The 17754-nt window shown below is 71.9% G+C and carries 14 protein-coding genes; 7 read left to right on the forward strand and 7 right to left on the reverse strand.

Annotation, left to right across the window (positions count from 1 at the left end):
* From KGQ19_RS39735 to KGQ19_RS39745, 3 genes are all read left to right on the forward strand, one after another.
* A partial coding sequence (locus KGQ19_RS39735; protein ID WP_212019129.1) for a hypothetical protein occupies positions 1 to 309 on the forward strand: 309 nt, incomplete at its 5' end.
* A complete protein-coding gene (locus KGQ19_RS39740) occupies positions 306 to 1004 on the forward strand; it encodes a response regulator (protein ID WP_212019131.1) in 699 nt (232 codons plus the stop codon). The genes KGQ19_RS39735 and KGQ19_RS39740, both read left to right, overlap by 4 nt.
* 173 nt (positions 1005 to 1177) lie before the next feature.
* Positions 1178 to 2212, forward strand: coding sequence for a hypothetical protein (locus tag KGQ19_RS39745; RefSeq protein WP_212019133.1), 1035 nt, complete (start codon positions 1178 to 1180; stop codon positions 2210 to 2212).
* Between the two features lie 188 nt (positions 2213 to 2400).
* On the opposite strand, the gene KGQ19_RS39750 is transcribed toward KGQ19_RS39745, so the two are convergent.
* Together KGQ19_RS39750 and KGQ19_RS39755 are read right to left on the reverse strand one after the other, a co-directional pair.
* A complete protein-coding gene (locus tag KGQ19_RS39750) occupies positions 2401 to 3300 on the reverse strand; it encodes a GNAT family N-acetyltransferase (RefSeq protein ID WP_212019135.1) in 900 nt (299 codons plus the stop codon).
* Between the two features lie 238 nt (positions 3301 to 3538).
* Positions 3539 to 3949 carry a RidA family protein gene (locus tag KGQ19_RS39755; RefSeq protein ID WP_212019137.1) on the reverse strand — a complete coding sequence of 137 codons (411 nt, stop codon included), beginning with the start codon at positions 3947 to 3949 and terminating at the stop codon, positions 3539 to 3541.
* Between the two features lie 122 nt (positions 3950 to 4071).
* On the opposite strand from KGQ19_RS39755, the gene KGQ19_RS39760 reads away from it, so the two are divergent.
* On the forward strand, positions 4072 to 4923 hold the full coding sequence (locus KGQ19_RS39760; RefSeq protein ID WP_212019139.1) for a DegV family protein: 852 nt from the start codon (positions 4072 to 4074) through the stop codon (positions 4921 to 4923).
* 32 nt (positions 4924 to 4955) lie between these two features.
* Here KGQ19_RS39760 and KGQ19_RS39765 read toward each other — a convergent pair whose 3' ends face one another.
* A complete protein-coding gene (locus tag KGQ19_RS39765; protein WP_212019141.1) occupies positions 4956 to 5879 on the reverse strand; it encodes a LysR family transcriptional regulator in 924 nt (307 codons plus the stop codon).
* Between the two features lie 131 nt (positions 5880 to 6010).
* Here KGQ19_RS39765 and KGQ19_RS39770 point away from each other — a divergent pair, with 131 nt between their 5' ends.
* Positions 6011 to 7327 (forward strand): MFS transporter, encoded by a 1317-nt coding sequence (locus KGQ19_RS39770; protein ID WP_212019143.1) that lies wholly within the window; start codon positions 6011 to 6013, stop codon positions 7325 to 7327.
* A 12-nt stretch (positions 7328 to 7339) separates the two neighbouring features.
* On the opposite strand, the gene KGQ19_RS39775 is transcribed toward KGQ19_RS39770, so the two are convergent.
* From KGQ19_RS39775 to KGQ19_RS39790, 4 genes are all read right to left on the reverse strand, one after another.
* A complete protein-coding gene (locus tag KGQ19_RS39775) occupies positions 7340 to 7750 on the reverse strand; it encodes a DUF3846 domain-containing protein (RefSeq protein ID WP_212019146.1) in 411 nt (136 codons plus the stop codon).
* Positions 7751 to 7876: 126 nt separating this feature from the next.
* On the reverse strand, positions 7877 to 10753 hold the full coding sequence (gene leuS / locus KGQ19_RS39780; protein ID WP_212019147.1) for a leucine--tRNA ligase: 2877 nt from the start codon (positions 10751 to 10753) through the stop codon (positions 7877 to 7879).
* 204 nt (positions 10754 to 10957) lie between these two features.
* Positions 10958 to 11677, reverse strand: a complete 720-nt coding sequence (locus tag KGQ19_RS39785; protein ID WP_212019149.1) for a lysoplasmalogenase — start codon at positions 11675 to 11677, stop codon at positions 10958 to 10960.
* 86 nt (positions 11678 to 11763) lie between these two features.
* Positions 11764 to 13566: a phosphatidylglycerol lysyltransferase domain-containing protein gene (locus KGQ19_RS39790; protein ID WP_230420166.1), complete on the reverse strand. Its 1803-nt coding sequence runs from the start codon at positions 13564 to 13566 to the stop codon at positions 11764 to 11766.
* 337 nt (positions 13567 to 13903) lie between these two features.
* On the opposite strand from KGQ19_RS39790, the gene KGQ19_RS39795 reads away from it, so the two are divergent.
* Positions 13904 to 15196, forward strand: coding sequence for a peptidoglycan-binding domain-containing protein (locus KGQ19_RS39795; RefSeq protein ID WP_212019151.1), 1293 nt, complete (start codon positions 13904 to 13906; stop codon positions 15194 to 15196).
* 843 nt (positions 15197 to 16039) lie between these two features.
* Complete coding sequence (locus KGQ19_RS52310) at positions 16040 to 17572, forward strand: peptidoglycan-binding protein (RefSeq protein ID WP_212019153.1); 1533 nt, start codon at positions 16040 to 16042, stop codon at positions 17570 to 17572.
* Positions 17573 to 17754: the final 182 nt, after the last annotated feature.

Consider the following 17754-nt stretch of genomic DNA (forward strand, 5'->3'; position numbering starts at 1 on the left):
GGCCTGGGGTTGGCATTGTCCCGGGGGCTGGTGGAGGCCATGGGCGGGACGCTGACTCCCGAGGAGACGCCCGGTGGGGGTATGACGATGGTGGTTTCGCTGCCGGCCGCGGGGACGGCCGGGAGCGTGGAGCCGGACGCCATGGCCGACGGCGGGACTTCGCACAATGCTTTGGACGCGGCTTTGGACGCGGCCTCTCGGCATGGTGACGGTGCCGCGGCTACCCGGCCGTCTGGTTCCGCGGGTCCGGCCGCGTCCGCGGGTCCGGCCGCGACCACTCCTACCGGCGCTGAGGAGCCCGCTCGATGATCAAGGTCCTGGTGGTGGACGACGAACCGCAGCTGCTTCGGGCCCTGCGGATCAATCTGACCGCCCGCAAATACGAGGTGGTCACCGCCGTCGACGGCACCTCCGCGCTGGCCATAGCCGCCCGCACGCTGCCCGACCTGGTGGTGCTCGACCTGGGGCTGCCGGACCTGGACGGGGCCGAGGTGATCAAGGGGCTGCGGGGCTGGACCGAGGTGCCGATCGTGGTGCTCTCCGGCCGGGCCGACGCCTCGGACAAGGTCGAGGCCCTGGACGCCGGGGCCGACGACTACCTGACCAAGCCGTTCTCGATGGAGGAACTGCTGGCCCGGCTGCGGGTGGCGCGGCGGCACGCCGACCGCAACGCGCCGAAGGCGGCGGTGCAGCGGGTCGGGGACTTCGACGTGGACGTGGCCTCGCACACCGTGACCCGGATGCCCGACGCGCCGGAGGCGGTGCCGGCCACCGTGCACCTGACCCCGACCGAGTGGGGCATCGTCGAGGTGCTGCTGAAGAACGCCGGGCGGCTGGTGTCGGCGCGTCAGCTGCTGACCGAGGTGTGGGGGCACGGGTATGAGAACGACACGCCGCTGCTGCGCTTCCACTTCACGAAGCTGCGGCGGAAACTGGAGCGGGAGCCATCGCGGCCAGCGCATCTGCTGACCGAGCCGGGAATGGGGTACCGGTTCCAGCCATGACCGGGCTCTGACCTCAGGATATTGAGACATTTCCAGAGTCTGTCAAAATCCCAGGTCACCGGCCAGACCTTCACTGATCCGATCAATGGAGGTCCGGCAATTCTGTGCGCCATCGGTGGGAACTGACGGCGCGCCGGACATAACGCAGGGGCCCGCTCCCCATATCTGGAAGCATGCGTACGTTGCGATTACTGCTGGCGGTCGGGCTCAGCCTGGCCCCAACGCTGGCCGCCACCGCGGCCGGCACCACCCCGGCCTACGCCGGCGGCGGAGCGGGCATGACCCTGACCGCCACGATGGACGGCCAAGACCAGCGCCTCTTGGTCGGCACCAAGCACCTGGTCCGCATCACCCTCGCCGACACCCCCGGCGAGGCGGATTTGCGCGACATCTCGATCACCCTCAAGGACCTGGACCCGCGCCCCATCCCGGTGACGTGCCCGACGGGGCAGGACGGGCAGCTGTCGCTGGAACCGAACGGGTCATTGCAGTGCACGGCGATGGTCACCGCGGCGGTGGGTTACCGCACGCTGGTGGCGCGGGCGAGGGCCTACGTCCCCAGCCTGGGCAACCTGCTCCGCACGGACCCCCTGCACTACGACGGCTTCATGCCGCCACCGCCGCCGCCGAAGCCGGCAACGGTGCCGGTACACGGTCCGCTGGCGCCGGACCCGGCCTCCGGACGTCCCCGGCCGCCGGTGTTCATCGCGCCGCCTCCTCCCCCGCGCTTCGCCGCGCCGAAGCCCGCGGATCCGCCGGACCCGCCCGCCGCGGCTGCGGGAGGTAGCTGCGCGGGTGGCGCGGGTGGCGCGAATAGCGCGGGTGGTAGCGGATGCTGCGGGGCGGCGGCGACTGGCGGCGGTAGCGGGTGCTGCTCGGGCGGCGCTGGCTCGGGTGCGGCGAGTGGCTGCTGCGGGGCTGCGGGCGGGAGCGCGAATGCGAGTGCTTGCTGCGGCGCGGCTGCCGCGAGCGCATGTTGCGGCTCGGGGCACATGGCTGCCGGCGGCAAGGACTGTTGCGGGTCGGGGCACATGGCTGCCGGTAACAAGGGCTGCTGCGGCGCGACCGGCAAGTCAGGAGCCTGCGCCAAGCACGACGGCCTGGCCTTCACCGGCATGTCGACCCCGACGCTGGCCACCGCGGCCGGCGGCGGTCTGCTGCTGATGGCCGGCGGCCTGGTCCTGGTCCGGCGGTTCGGCCGACGCTGAGCCGATCGGTGCACGGCACTGCACCGATCGAAACTGCCCCGATCAACACTGCCCCGATCAACACCGCCCCGACCGACACTGAGCCGATCAATACGGAGCCCGGCGTTCTGAACGCCGGGCTCTTGCATTGCGTAGCCGCGCGGGTTCCGCACCGCCGTGTCCCGGCGGCCCGGTTCAGGCCGGTCGCGTCAGTCGGCCAGCCTCTTCGACCACTCGCTCGACTGCGGCACCGCGTGCATTCCGGCCTTGCGGTAGAGGCGGAGCGCGCCGGTCAGGTTGTCGGCGTCGACGTTCAGGGTCGCCGCGGGCAGTCCGGCCCGGTGGAACGCGCCGATCGTCGCGGTGAGCGCGGCGAAGGCGATCCCCTGGCCGCGATCCGGGGGCCGCACGCCGATCTCGGCCACGTAGCCGACCGTGCGGCCGTCGAGCTCGTGCCGGGAGCCCAGCGAGTACCCGACGATCTCTGTGCCGCGTCGGGCGGTGAACCACAGCGTCGGGTCGTGGGGCATCGCCGGGTCGTCGCGCATGTCGTGCCACCACTCGCCCTCCTCGGCCGGGTGTCCGGGGTTGGCGTCGCGGAAGGCGTCGAACAGGCGGGCTTCGTCATGCCCTGCTCGGAACGGGCCCAGGGTGACGCCCGCGGGCAGGACCGCTGACGGCGGCTGGTAGCGATCCAAACTCATCTGCATGCGCAGGACGTGGCAGATGATCTCGTATCCGCGACCGATGAGCAGGCCTGTCGCGGCATCGTCGGCAGCCGGCTGCATGACGTTGAAGACCGGCTTTCCGAAGCCGTGGGAGCGGTGCTCCAGATCGTCCAGCAGCAGCGTGCCGACACCCCGGCCGACGTGCTCCGGGTGTACTCGGGCGAAGCATCGGACGGCCTGACCGGCGGGCCAGGCGTGGCCGAAGCCGACGATCCGCGCGGCGTCCTGGACGACGGCGGGAATCGATTCCGGCCGCGTCAGGCGGTCCAGGGCGGCGCCGACCCCGGGAAGGCGGATCCGGCGGGCGTGGGCGTAGGCGGTGAGCAAATCGTCGATCGCGGCGGTGTCTTCGACCGCGGCGGGGCGGACGTGCAAGGTCACGGGGAGGTTCCTCTCGTGCAATGGGAATCCGGGACGTGTCCCGGGCGCACGAGGGCTGCCGCGAGGTCGGAGGTTGTCTCCTCAGCGCGGAGAGGTGGCGCCCGGGTTGGTCTTCTGCGTTTCCATGGCGTCACCTCCCTCTCGTCATCGAGTTGTCGAGTTGTCCAGCTATCCAGCTATCCAGCTACCGAGTCATCGGCGGCCGTGCCGATTCGGCCTCATGGGTATTGTCCCATGTTCACTCCGCCAAAGCGGCCGTCAGATCCACCTCAATGAGCTGTCCCCCGTACCCCAGCGCGGCGACGCCGAGCAGCGTGCTCGCCGTCCGGAGGGCGGGTGCCAGCGCCGAGGCCATCAGGTGTTCCCAGGCCGCGGCCAGGGTCGCGCTCTGGTCGCTGACCACGTAGATCACCGAGCGGACCACGTCCTCCGGACGGGCGCCGGCCGCCCGCAAGATGGTGAGGCCGTTGGCGACCAGTTGGTCGATCTGGGCGAACAGGTCGGGGCCGACCACCTTCTCGTCGGCGTCCAGGGGGCACAGGCCGGCCAGGTGGGCGGTGCGGCCGGCGGGGGCGATGGTGACGTGGGCGTAGCCGGAGGTGGGGTGCAGGCCCGACGGGTTGATGAGGGTCAGGTTGTCGTCGTTCATGCTTCGCATTGTGGTCGGGTCGGAGTCGTTTCGGTGATTGATTATCTGATCGGCGCCTGGCGGTAGCCCGTTCCGGCTCCCGCCCATTTGCCCGGACGCCACCTCCGGATAACCTCGGCGGTATGCCCCGCATCGCGCTCGTCACCGACTCCACGGCCTGTCTGTCGGCGGCGTCGGCGGCCGCCCACGGCGTCACGGCGGTTCCGCTGGAGGTGATCGTGCGGGGCGCGCCGCACAGCGAGGCGGATCCGGCGACCGGTGGGCTGCTGGTGGCGGCGTTGCGGGCGCACGAGACCGCGACCACCTCACGTCCCACGCCGGAGGACTTCGCCGCCGCGTACCGCGCCGCGGCCGAGGGCGGGGCCGAGGGGGTGGTGTCGTTGCACATCTCCGCCGAGCTGTCCGCGACGCTGGAGTCGGCCGAGCTGGCCGCGAAGGACGCGCCGATCCCGGTCCGGGTGCTGGACAGCCGCACCATCGGCATGGCCCTGGGCTTCTCCGTGCTGGCGGCGGCCGAGGCCGGGCGGGACGGCGAGCACGACCTGGACGCCGTCGCCGACATCGCCGCCAAGCGCTCGGCCACCGCCTCCGCCTTCTTCTACGTCGACACCCTCGAATACCTGCGGCGCGGCGGACGCATCGGCTCCGCGCGGGCCCTGCTCGGCTCCGCCCTGGCGATGAAGCCGTTGCTGCACATGGCCGACGGCCGCGTCGAGCCGCTGGAGAAGGTCCGCACCTCCGCCAAGGCCATCGCCCGGCTGGAGGAGATCGCGGTGGAGCGGGCCGGGGGCGACGGCAGCTCGGTCGAGATCGCGGTGCAGCACCTGGACGCCGCCGAACGCGCCGAGGCCCTGGCCGCCCGGCTCCAGGAACGGCTGCCGGGCCTGGCCGGCGTCACGGTGTGCGAGGTCGGTGCGGTGATCGGCGCGCACGTCGGGCCGGGTGTGCTCGGCGTCATCGTCGCGCCTGGATGAGGCACGGCGACCGGGGTCAGGCGACCGGAGTCTCAGGCCCCGGCCGGCGTCCAGGACCCGGCAGCCCCGATCGGCCGCCCCATAGCCGCGAAATACCCGCGAAGCATCGACAACGCGGGATGCGCGTTGTCCTGCCCCCACACCAACGAGTGCGGATACACCGGCGTCGGATCCACCACCGGGATCCGACGCAGGTCGTGCCCGCTCGGCCAGGCCAGCCGCGGCTTCTCCGCGACCAGCGAGGCGACGTCGGAGGAGTCGCCGACGACGTCCATGAGATGGTCGGACCCGAAGAACGGCCCTATCCCGTCGATGGAGAGCCCGAACTCGGACGCCATCGCCTCGTAGTAGTCGGACCACTCGACACCGGGAGCGATCCCCGGAATCCAGATCCGGTACCCCACCAGCTGCGCGAGCCGCACACTGCGGGCCGCGGCCAGCGGATGCCGGGGCCCGACCAACAGGTCGAGGCGATCGTCGAAGACCCGCTCGGACTCCAAGCCCGGCAGCAGGCCGTGGGCGGGCAAAACGTACCGGAACGTCGCGTCGATCTCCCCGCTTCGCACCGCGGCGAACGCCACCTCGCCCTCGGGCAGCGCCACGACGTCGAGCTCGACGTCCGGCCGCGCCTCGTGGAAGCCCCGCAGCTGCGCCGACATCCCGCTGCGCTTGGCGATGACGTCCACCCGCAGCGCCCGCCGCCCCGGCCGCACCGAGGCCATCGCCTTCGCCTCGGCCTGGATCAGAGCCCTGGCATGCGGCAGGAACGCCTGGCCGTCGATGGTGAGCTGGGCCCCGCGCGCCGTCCGGATGAACAGCCGCACCGCGAGTTCCTTCTCCAACACCGCGATCCGCTTGGACACCGCCTGTTGGGTGACCGCGAGATCGGTCGCGGCGTCCTGGAAGCGTCCGGTCTCGGCGGCCGCGATGAAGGTGCGCACAGCTTCGAGGTCCATGGCGGGCCAGCCTAACGACACAACCGGTGGTTGTGGAAGGCAGCCCTCTTAGTTGTTTGACCTGGCCTTCGCCCGCCCGGTTGGATGCCGTGAGTCAGCGGATGGTTGTGGAGCCCTAGGGGTGTGCGGGTATGGCGGAGCGGTCGAAACCGACGATTCGGCGGAACTTGGGACGGCAGTTCAACTGGCTCTGGTCGGCCTACGCGGTCAGCACGCTGGGCACCTTCCTGGCGTTCAACGCCTTCTCGCTGATCCTCATCAAGGTGCTGCACTCCGGCCCCGCGCAGGTCGCCGCGCTCTCGGCGTCCGGGACGCTGGTCGGGGCGCTGGTGGCGCTGCCGCTCGGGCCGTGGGTGGAGTTCCGGCGCAAGCGGCCGGTGATGATCACCATGGACCTGGTGCGGTTCTTCGTACTGCTGACGATCCCGGTCGCCTACGCCTTCGGCGAGCTGACGTTCGCGCAGCTGCTCGTGGTGTCGATCGTGACCGGGGCGGCCGATCTGACGTTCACCGCGGCCAGCGGCGCGCACCTGCGGACCCTGGTCGCCCGCGAGGACCTGATGGTCGCCAACGGCCGCTTCGAGTCCACGCAGTGGACGGCGACCGTCCTGGGCATGCCGCTGGGCGGGGCGGCGATCGGCCTGTTCGGGCCGGTGGTGACGATCGTCGCGGACGCCGTGAGCTACCTGCTCTCGGCCCTCGGGATCCGCGCGATCGGCGGCGGGGAGGCCAGCCCCCCGGCCCGGGAGGGGGCCACCGGCCTACGCATCCGCGACCTCGTCGAAGGCTGGCGCCACATCCTGAAGAGCCCGGCGCTGCGGCCGCTGTATTTCAACAGTGCGGCGGCCAACTGCCTGATCATGGCCCAGTCGCCGCTGCTCGCGGTCCTGATGCTCGGCCGCCTCGGCTTCCCGGCGTGGGAGTTCGGCCTGGTCTTCGCAGTCCCCTGCCTCGGCGGCCTGCTGGGCTCCCGCCTGAGCCCGCACCTGGTCGCCCGCTACGGCCGCCCCACGGTCCTGCGCGCGGCCTGCACGCTGCGCGCGGTCTGGCCGATCGGCCTGGCCTTCGTCGGCCCGGGGTGGCCCGGCCTGCTGCTGGTGATGGTGGTGGAGGGGGGACTGATCACCTTCTCGGGCGTCTACAACCCGGTCCTGGCGACCCACCGGCTGGAGCATGCCGGGACCGCGAACGTCACCCGGGTCTTGTCGGCCTGGTCGATCACCAACAAGACCAGCATCGCCGTGGCCACCGCGCTGTGGGGGGTGATCGCGACGCTGACCAGCCCGCGGTTTGGGCTCGGGCTGGCCGGGGCGCTGTTGCTGGCGACGCCGTTGTTGCTGCCGCGCGGCAGGCGGGCTGGGGTTTTTTCGGCACCGGCCACAGCTCCGGTGCCACTCCCGGCTCCGGCTCCAGCCCCGGTCTCAGTGCCCGCACCGGCTGCCGACTAGCCGACTCGCCGGCTACCGCTGCCAGAAGCGCTTCTTCTTCCCCGGCGCCTTGCCACCGACCGAGCCCTCCGACGACTCCGGCAGACGCCGGACCACCGCTGCTTCCTGCGACTCCGACAGGTCCATGTTCCTGGCCCCCTGGCGCGCCACCACCATCGCCGAGCCGTGGATCCGCTTGCCGAACTGGGGCCGGAGGGCACGGACGAAGGCGGTCGCGGCGGCGTTGACGGGCCGGTCGTCCAGCTTGCCTTCGTCATCGATGTAGAGGTCGAGGTCGGGTGTCAGGTCCACGACGGTGAGGGCTGAGGCGCCGATCGCGGCCCGGATCGCCGTGGTGAAGGCTGCGGTGTCGCGGCCCTGGACCGGCGGCAGGGGCATGCGCTTCCACGCGGGGGATCCCGTTTCCGGGATGAGAATCGCCATGGGCCGGGACGCTAGCAAGCCTGGTCGAGGACCGGTCCTGGATCGGTGGGCGGCCCGGGTGCCGAACGGCCCGGTGCCGGCCGTCCGAAGACGGTCGGCACCGGGCCGTGGCTCAAGCCTGAACCGCTACGCCGGTACCACGTTCACCAGCTTCGGCGCGCGGACGATCACCGTTCGCACGCCGCGGCCCTCCAGCGCCTTCTGGACGCCTTCGGAGGCCAGTGCCAGTTCGCGCAGGGCGTCCTGGTCGATGCCCGGGGAGACCTCCAGGCGGTCCTTCACCTTGCCCGCGACCTGCACCACGCAGGTCACCGTCTCGTCGACCAGGTAGGCGGGGTCGGCGACCGGGTAGGCGGCGTGCGCCACCGAGTCGTCGTGGCCCAGGCGGGTCCACAGTTCCTCGGCGATGTGGGGGGCGAAGGGGGCGGTCAGCACCACCAGGGCCTCGGCCGCGGAACGCGGGACGGCGGGCAGGCGGGTCAGGTGGTTGTTCAGCTCGATCAGTTTGCTGATCGCGGTGTTGAAGCGCAGGCCCTCCATGTCGTTGCGGGCGCCGTCGATGGTCTTGTTCACGGCCCGCAGTGTGGCCTCGTCGGGCTCGGTGCCGACGACCGTGACCTCGCCGGTCTCCTCGTCGATCACGTTGCGCCACAGCCGCTGCAGGAAGCGGAAGCTGCCGATCGAGGCGCGGGTGTCCCAGGGCTTGGACATGTCCAGCGGGCCCATCGACATCTCGTAGATCCGCAGGGTGTCGGCGCTGTACTCGTCGATCATGTCGTCCGGCGAGATGACGTTCTTCAGCGACTTGCCGATCTTGCCGAAGTGCTGCGTGACCTGCTCGCCCCGGTAGAAGTACTTGCCCTCGACCTCGGTGACCTCGTCCGCCGGGACGTAGACCTCGCGCGCATCCATGTAGGAGGCGCCCTGGATCATGCCCTGGTTGTACAGCTTGCGGAACGGCTCGGCGCTGGTGACCTGGCCCAGGTCGAACAGCACCTTGTGCCAGAAGCGCGAGTACAGCAGGTGCAGCACCGCGTGCTCGGCGCCGCCGACGTACAGGTCCACGCCGCCGGTGTCCTCGGGGTCCCGCGGCCCCATCCAGTACTTCTCGGCCGCGGCGTCTACGAACCGGGTGTCGTCGGTCGGCGACAGGTACCGCAGGTAGTACCAGCACGAGCCGGCCCACTGCGGCATGGTGTTGGTCTCGCGGTGGTACTGCCGCGGGCCGTCGCCCAGGTCCAGGGTGACGTTGACCCAGTCGGCGGCCCGGGCCAGGGGCGGCTCCGGCGCGCTGGTGACGTCGCCGGCCTGGAAGGTCTTCGGCGAGAAGTCCTCGACCTCCGGCAGCTCCAGCGGCAGCATCGACTCCGGCAGCGCCCGGGCGATCCCGGCCTCGGGGCCGTCCACGGCGTACACGATCGGGAACGGCTCGCCCCAGTACCGCTGCCGCGAGAACAGCCAGTCGCGCAGCCGGTAGGTGACGGTGCCCTCGCCGATGCCCTTGGCAGTCAGCCACTCGGAGATGGCCCGGATCGCGGCCGGGACCGGCAGCCCCTCCAGCGACACCTCGTCGTTGGCCGAGTTGGTGATCTGCGCGGTCTTGGAGTCGTAGGCCTCGGTCCACTCATCGACGTCCAGCGGCCACTGCGCCGGCGGCGCCACGACGATCCGCATCGGCAGGTCGAAGGCCCGCGCGAACTCGAAGTCGCGCTGGTCGTGCGCGGGCACCGCCATGATCGCGCCGGTGCCGTAGCCCATCAGCACGTAGTCGGCGATGAACACCGGCACGCCCTCGCCGTTGACCGGGTTCACCGCGAACGTGCCGGTGAACACGCCGGTCTTCTGCCGGCCCTCGGTCTGCCGCTCGACCTCGGTCTTGGCGGCTGCGGCCGCGCGGTAGGCGGCGACGGCCTCGGCCGGGGTGGCGTGGCCGCCGGTCCACTTCTCGCCGGTGCCGGCCGGCCACTCCTCGGCGACGAAGGAGTCGACCAGTTCGTGCTCCGGGGCCAGCACCATGTACGTGGCACCGAACAGGGTGTCCGGGCGCGTCGTGAAGATCTCGATGGTCTTCTCGGCGCCGTCCACGGCGGTGACCGGGAAGTGCACCCGCGCGCCCTCGGAGCGGCCGATCCAGTTCCGCTGCTGCAGCTTGATCGGCTCGGGCCAGTCCAGCCGGTCCAGGTCGGCCAGCAGCCGGTCGGCGTACTTGGTGATCCGCATCATCCACTGGCGCAGGTTGCGCTTGAACACCGGGAAGTTGCCGCGCTCGGAGCGGCCGTCCGCGGTGACCTCCTCGTTGGACAGCACGGTGCCCAGGCCCGGGCACCAGTTCACCGGGGCGTCGGCGATGTAGGCCAGGCGGTGGGAGTCGATGATCGTGGCCTGCTCCTGGGCGGACAGCGCGTCCCAGGCGCGGCCGTCCGGGGTGCGGCGGGCGCCCTCGGCGAACTGCGCGATCAGGGTGTTGATCGGGCGGGCCCGGTCGGCCTGGTCGTCGTACCAGGAGTTGAAGATCTGCAGGAAGATCCACTGCGTCCACTTGTAGAAGGACACGTCGATCGTCGACACCCCGCGCCGGGTGTCGTGGCCGAAGCCGATGCGGCGGATCTGCTCCTTGTACCGGGCGATGTTGGCCTCGGTGCTGATCCGCGGGTGGATGCCGTGCTCGACCGCGTACTGCTCGGCGGCCAGGCCGAAGGCGTCGAAGCCGATCGTGTGCAGCACGTTGTGGCCGGTCATCATCTTGAACCGGCCCAGCACGTCGGTGGCGATGTACCCCAGCGGGTGGCCGACGTGCAGGCCGGCGCCGGAGGGGTACGGGAACATGTCCAGGACGTAGGCCTTGGGCGCCCCGGTGTCGGCCGGATGGTCCGGTACCTCGAAAGTGTGGTGCGCGGCCCAGTACTCCTGCCACTTCGGCTCGATATCCGCCGCCACAGAGGCTGTGTACCGGAACTTGGGCTCGTCGCTCGCGGGCTTTTGCTGTGTGGTCTGCTCGCTCATCGTCGTCTCAGTCCTCGGGGTACGTCAGTCAGAATTCAGAGGTGGGCTGGAAATGAAAAAGCCCCTCGCCCATTCCGGCATGAGGGGGAGCCGCGCTGACCGGAGCCTGGAGATGGCCCCGTCTCATTCAGCGCGGCGACATAAGAAGCAGCGTCACAGCCCGCATACCCCAAGGGTACCAGCGACGCCCTCCCGATCTCCGCCCTACCTGCGGACCAGGCCGAGGACCAGCAGGATCTGCGCCAAGTGGTAGCTGACGATGATCGGCACGTCCAGCTCCCAGTCCCGGCGCACGAAGCGGGTCCAGCCGATCATCGCGTCGGAGGCCGCGAACAGCAGCGCACCGGGGATGATGCGCAGGTCACCGGTCCACCAGGCGGCCACCACCAGCAGCGAGATGACCGTGACGTAGGCCAGGACCGGGACGGCCAGCGCGGGGTCCTCCTCCCCGGCCGCGCCGCGGATCCGCAGCCCAACGGTCGCGAACATCGCCCCGGCCAGGACCAGGCCGGTGAGGAACAGGGAGATCGCGTAGCCGCCGTGGGTATGCAGCCGGACGAAGGCGGCGATGTAGGCGACGTGCGCGAGCAGGAAGGCGGCCAGGCCGAAGACGAAGTTCCGGTCCGCCGACGGGGAGTCCTCGGGCAGCATCAGGAAGACGTCGCCGACCGCGCTCAGGACCAGCGCCGCGACCGTGGCGACCACGAGGTAGGCGGTCGCGCGGTCCGGGCCGGGGACGCCGGGAGCGGCGTGCGCGTGCGCGCTGGCCAGGGCCGCGGCGATCAGCGCGACCATGGCCAGCGGCTTGGCGACGTACTCCGCCCGGCGCGCGCCCGCCGACGCCGGGTCCAGGGCACGCCGCGAGACGGCGGTCCAGTCGGCGAAGGCGACCACCAGGGTCAGCAGGGTCAGCGTCAGGGGCACAGCGGAAAGCTACTACTCGGTAGCTTCGGTGTCAGCAGTGCTGCGCGCGCGGCTTCTCCTTGTATATATGTGCGACGTTCAAATGTTCAGTCCTCGCCGGGCTGCTCCGGGGGCGGCGCGGCGGCCAGTTCGGGCTGACGCCGCAGGCGCGGGAACCGCGGCGTCGGAAACGCGATGAAGCCCTCGGCCCGCCCGGCCGCGATGGCGATCCGGGCCAGGTCCCGGGCCTTCGGGAAGCACACGTAGCGCGGTTCCCATACCGGCCGGTACTTCATGTTCGCCCGGTACAGCGACTCCAGCTGCCACCAGCGCGAGAACACCGTCAGCAGCACCCGGGCCAGCCGCAGGAAGGGCCCGGCGCCGATCCGCCCGGCCCGGTCGAAGATGCTGCGGAACATCGCGAAGTTCAGCGAGACCCGCTCCACCTTGTGCTCGGGACCGGCCTTGATCACGTCGATGACCATGAACTCGACCAGGCCGTTCTCGGTCCCGCGCTCACGGCGCATCAGGTCCAGCGACAGCCCCTTGGTGCCCCAGGGCACGAACGACAGCAGCGCGCGCAGCGTGCCCGCGCCGTCCAGGCACTCGACCATCACGCACTGCCCGTCGGCCGGGTCGCCGAGCCGGCCCAGGGCCATCGAGAAGCCGCGCTCCACGGCGCCGTCCCGCCAGTCGTCGGCCCTGCGGACCAGCCAGGCCATCTCCTCGGCCGGGATGTCGGCGTGCCGGCGGATCCGGGTGGTGTAGCCGGCCCGCTCGACCCGGTTGTAGGCCTGCCGGACCACCCGCATCGCGCGGCCTTCCAGGGTGAACTCCTCGACCTCGACCACCGCCTCGTCGCCGAGTTCGATGGCGTCCAGCCCGAACCGGGTCAGGACTTTGCCACCCTCCTCCGAGGCGCCCATCACGGCCGGCACCCAGCCGTGCTCCCTGGCTTCCGCCAGCCACGCCTGGATCGCTCCCGGCCACGCCTCGACGTCCCCGATCGGGTCCCCGGAGGCCAGCGAAACCCCGCCGACCGGCCGGTACGCCACCGCCGCCTTGCCGGTCGGCGACCACATGACCGCCTTGTCCCGGCGCAGGTTGAAGTACCCCAGAGAGTCCTGGTCGCCGAACTTGTCCAGCAGTGTGCGCAACCGGTCGTCGTCGTCCGCCTGGTGCCGGACGGTGCCGCGGCGCGGCTGGAACAAAGCGTAGGCCACCGCGAGGATCATGATGCTGCCGATCAGGTTGACCGTGACGTCCACCCAGTGCGGCACCTCGACGGCGGTGTCGTACCACCAGATCCCGGTGCCGGCCATCCCGGCCTTGAGCGTGTAAAGGGCCTGATCACCGAGGTCGGTGCTCGGGTTGGCGTCGTTCTGGGCCACCAGGGTGACGCCCAGGATCGTGGACAGCGCCAGCGACACCGCCAGCACGACCAGCGCCAGCCGGAAGTTCGCGGCGTCGAAGACCGCGTAGAACAGCTTGCGGGACCAGATCACCACCGCGATGAACAGCGCCTGGACCACGAAGGCCACGATCAGCGGGGCCAGCGGCTGCAGGTCGGAGGAGCTGACGTCGTAGAGCAGGGCGCTGATGGCCAGCCAGCCCAGCGGCCCGACGAACAGGCCCAGCACCATCAGCAGCCACCAGGCGACGCGCTTGCGGCGTCGGATCGCGGCGCCCAGCATCAACATCAGCACGCCGAAGCCGATCGAGGGCACGCCGAGCAGGAACCCCAGGCTGAACAGGATGTAGTCCGGCAGCCGGTCGATGCGCTCGTTGGTGCGCGGCGAGAGGGCGGACAGGATCGAGGCCAGCGCGACGATCCGGCAGTACCAGACCAGCAGGGTCGGGATCCGTTCTCGGAAGCGCTGAGCGCGGCTCGTGGTCGCGGTCTCCGTCATCCGAACCCTTACCTCCGGCTGTGTATGGTTTCGCTGCTGATAGCGGTCCAATCTACTCAACGTCCGAGTTCATCCGGGAGTGCCGCAAGCAACACGTGGGCAACACGTGACGAGGTCACGCCATTGCGGGAGGGACGCAGGAGATTCCTGGTACTCTCCGGGACACCGCGGGTGGGAGCGGTAGTGAAGCGATCACTGCGGACCGATGTTGGGGGCGTACCCGATGGAGCAACAACCCGGACGGCGGCAGCCCGGACGGCAGGGCCACGGCCGGCCGCCTGCGGGCGGCGGCCGGGGGGCTCGGCCGCCGGAGGACTTCGTCGAGGATGATCCGACGATGGTTCGGCCGTTCGTGAAGAGCGGTTCCGGGTCTGGTTCGAGCTCTGGTTCGGACTCTGGTTCGGACTCCGGTTCCGGTTCTGGATCCGGCGGCGGGGGCGGACGGCGGGGACGTCAGGGTGCTGACGGCGCGGCGCCCGGCCCGCGGCAGGGCGGACGGCAGCAGCCGAACGGGCGCGCGCCGGAGCGGGAAGGCGGCCGCGGGCCGCAGAACGGCCGGGGGCCGGAGCGCGGGCCGCAGGGCGGCGGGCGCGGGTCGGAGAACGGCCGGGGGCCGCAGGGCGGTCGCGGTCGGCCGAACGGCGCGGGGGCGGATGCCGGGCGTTCCGGCGGTCCCGGCGGCGTGCCCGGCCCGCGGGCTCCGCGCGACATGGACCCGCACCAGGTCCCCGGGCTGGTCTCGAACCCGATGCCGGCGCCGCGCGCCGTGGCCCGGCCGATCCGGCCGGATCTGGCTCCGTACCCGGAGCTGGACCCGCCGATGAGCGACCTGACCACGACCATGCCGATCCTGGCGGTCCCGGCCGAGGACGAGTACTACGACGACCCGGAGTACGACGATTACGACAATCCGCCCCCGGGCGAGCAGGGCCACTTCCACGACGACGGCGACTGGGGCCGGCACCGCGGCTCGACGCGTCCGCCGCGGGCCCTGAAGGCGGCCGGGATCCTGGCCGGCGTGGTGGTCGCGGGGGTGGCGGCGTACAGCATCCTCGGCGGCGGTTCGAGTTCGCCGTCCGCCGGACCCGCGGCGGCCGGGGCGACGAGCGCGAGCGGGGCGGCGTCCGGTCCGGACACCCCCGCGAACAGCGCCACGTCCGCCGCCGCCGCGGCGGCCGCGCCGACGCCGACCGGCAGCCCGACCGACTCCGCGACGGACAGCACCAGCCAGACCAAGGCCTCGGCGTCGCACACCACGAAGACCGAATCGAAGGCCTCCACGCCGTCCCACCCCTCGTCGAGCACCGCGAGCATGGCCTCCCGGCCGAGCATCGCGCCGCCCACGTCCAGCGCCAGCGTCCCGGCCGCGCCGCCGCCGTCGACGTCCTCCTCGCCGACGTTCACCTCGCTGCAGATGGGCAGCAGCGGTCCCGCGGTCACCCAGCTTCAGCAGAACCTGAAGTCGGCGGGTTACGGCGGGTGGCCGATGAAGGTGAACGGAACGTTCGACGGCCCGACGCAGACCGCGGTCGAGAACTTCCAGGACGCCAACCCCGGCACGGCCTCCGCGGACGGCTACGGGGTCTACGGACCGGCCACTGACAAGGCGATGCAGCAGGCCCTGGGCTGATACCGGGATTCGGCCACACGGACGAACATCAGAGTGATAGCGTCGGTGATCGCCCAAAGTCGCGCCACGCCACGAAGGACGAACGGATAGGCAGAGATGGCCACACCGCAGCAGCCCTCGGAGCCCGACTTACCCCGGATACCGGTGCGGTCACTCCGCGAAGCGGACCGCCTCCGCGACGCACCCGCCCGCACCGATCCCCGCGAGAGCGCACCGACGCCGGCGCCACCCGGCCCCGGCCCGCAGACGGAGGAGTTCAGCGTGGCGGACACGAACGGCGCCCGGCGCCAGACCCCCGAACAGCCACACAGACAGCCGCACAGACAGCCGCGCACGATGCTCGACCAGGAGCGGAGCGCCGGCGGCGGAACGCCGTACACCGGCGCGAATCTGCCGATGGCGCAGCGGCGGGTGGCCGACCCGGGCTGGCTGCCCGGCGCGGGGCAGGGGCAGGGGCAGGGGCAGGGAGCCTCAGCGGGCCAGCATCCTTCGTTCCAACCGCGGCCGGCAGCACAGGGCCCCCAGAATGTGATGCCGCAGTCGGCGAGTGGCGGGAGTGGGCAGCACCCTTCCTTCCAGCCTCGGCCGAGCGCTGCGCAGCCGGGGAGCGGACAGCAGCAGCCGAGCAGTGGTCGGCACCCGCTTTTCGGCGAGCAGCCTGCGCCCATGCTGCGTCCTTCCTTCCAGGCGCGGCCCGCAGCTCCGCGACCAGCGGATCCGCAGGCGAGCACGCCGCAGCACCCGTCCTTCCAGCCGCGGCCGGCAACTCCCCAGGGGAGCGCCCCGCAGCATCCTTCGTTCCAGCCGCGCCCGGCGACCGGGCAGCCTGTTGACCGAAGCGTGGTGCCTCAGCAGCACCCCTCGTTCCAGCCGCGCCCGAGCGCTCCGCAGCCGGGCAGCACCGGTCAGCACTCTTCGTTCCAGCCCCGGCCGACGGCGCCGCAGCCGAGCACCGGTCAGCAGCCCGCTTTCGGCGAGCGACCGGCCGCGCGGCATCCGTCTTTCCAGCCGCGTCCGGCGGCCGGGCAGCCTGGCGGCCAGGGCATCGCGCCGCAGCAGGCGGGCCAGCACCCGTCCTTCCAGCCGCGGCCGGCTTCGCCAGCGCTGCCACAGCGGCAGGCGTCGGGCGATCCGTCCTTCCGCCCGCGCCCGAGCACTCTGCCCGGCGGCGCCGAGGGCGTCACCGAGGACCTGCGCGCGCCGCGGCGGCGGGAGCCCGAGTGGCTTCGGCCGGTCGGCGAGGATCGAATAGGGACCGAGGGGCGCGGTGAGGTCGCCCGGCTGTCCGAGCGGGCCACGGGCCGTGATCTGGTGCGGCGGCCGGTGGCCGAGACCGCGCTGATGCCCGCTTCGGGTTCCGGTGGGTTCGGCGGCGGCGATGACGACGATCTGCCCCCGTTCGGCCGGGGTGGTTCCGGTGACTCCGGTGACTTCAGTGCGTCCGGCGGGCGGCATCGGGGGCCGCGGCGGCCCGCGTTCCGCGCGGCCGTGCCGATCGCGGCGGTGCTCGCGGCCGGTGGCGGTGCGCTCGGATTGGTGCACGCCGTCAGTTCCGGGGCGCCCGGGTCGCAGGCCATGGACATGGCTTCGGGGAACAACGGGTCGGTGACCAGCGGGCTGGGCATCTCCTCCACCTCGAACGGTTCCACGTCCGGGGTCGGCGTCGGCGCCAGTTCCGACCCGGCGACCTCGCCGTTGGACGCGACCGCGTCCGGCCAGGACTCCCATTCCTCGTACGCTCCCGGCTCGCAGAACACCGCGCCCGGCGGCCACAGCACGGCACCCGGCGCGCCGGGCACCACCTCCACCGCCGGTGGCGGCACGACCTCGGCGCCCGGCAGCCCCGGCTCCTCGCTGCCCGGCCTGCCGTCGAACACGCAGGGTTCGACCCCGCCGCCGAGCACGCCGCCGGCCACCAACCCGCCGACCGGCGGGTCCGGTTCGACGAGTGCCCCGCCCAGCGCGTCGACGCCCCCCGGGACACCGACCCCGCCGGTCTCCTCGCCGCCCGGCACTCCGGGTACCCCGGCGCCGCCGACGTCGACGCCGACCAGCCCGACGCCCACCGGTCCGACGCCGACTCCCACGCCGACGCCGACCCCGACGCCCAGCAATTCGGCCCCGAGCAGCACGCCGACGATCTCGCCCAGCGCGGGCACCCTGCAGGCCGGCGACACCGGCCCGAACGTGTCGACGCTTCAGACCCTGCTGGACCGCCTCGGCACGCCCACCTGGGTCCCGGTGACCGGTGTCTACGACACCCGCACCACCGACGCCGTCGCCTACGTCCAGAACATGCTCAACATCACCGCGGACCCGCGCGGCGTCTGCGGCCCGACGACGGCCGCGGCGATCAACACGCTGGCGGCACACTGAGCCGGCGCGGCTGACGTAAAGCGACAAAGTCGCGCCGGGAGTGGCAGACTCCCGGCGCGACTTTCGTGTTCGCCGCAGTCCCCAATCGCCGCGGCCAGGAACCGCCGCGCCGTCAGCGATCCGGCCCGTAGAGCCGGTAATACCGCTCCACCAGCCCGCTCTCGGCGATCGAGGCGTCAGCC

It is taken from the genome of Catenulispora pinistramenti (assembly GCF_018274385.1).
Classification (GTDB): domain Bacteria; phylum Actinomycetota; class Actinomycetes; order Streptomycetales; family Catenulisporaceae; genus Catenulispora; species Catenulispora pinistramenti.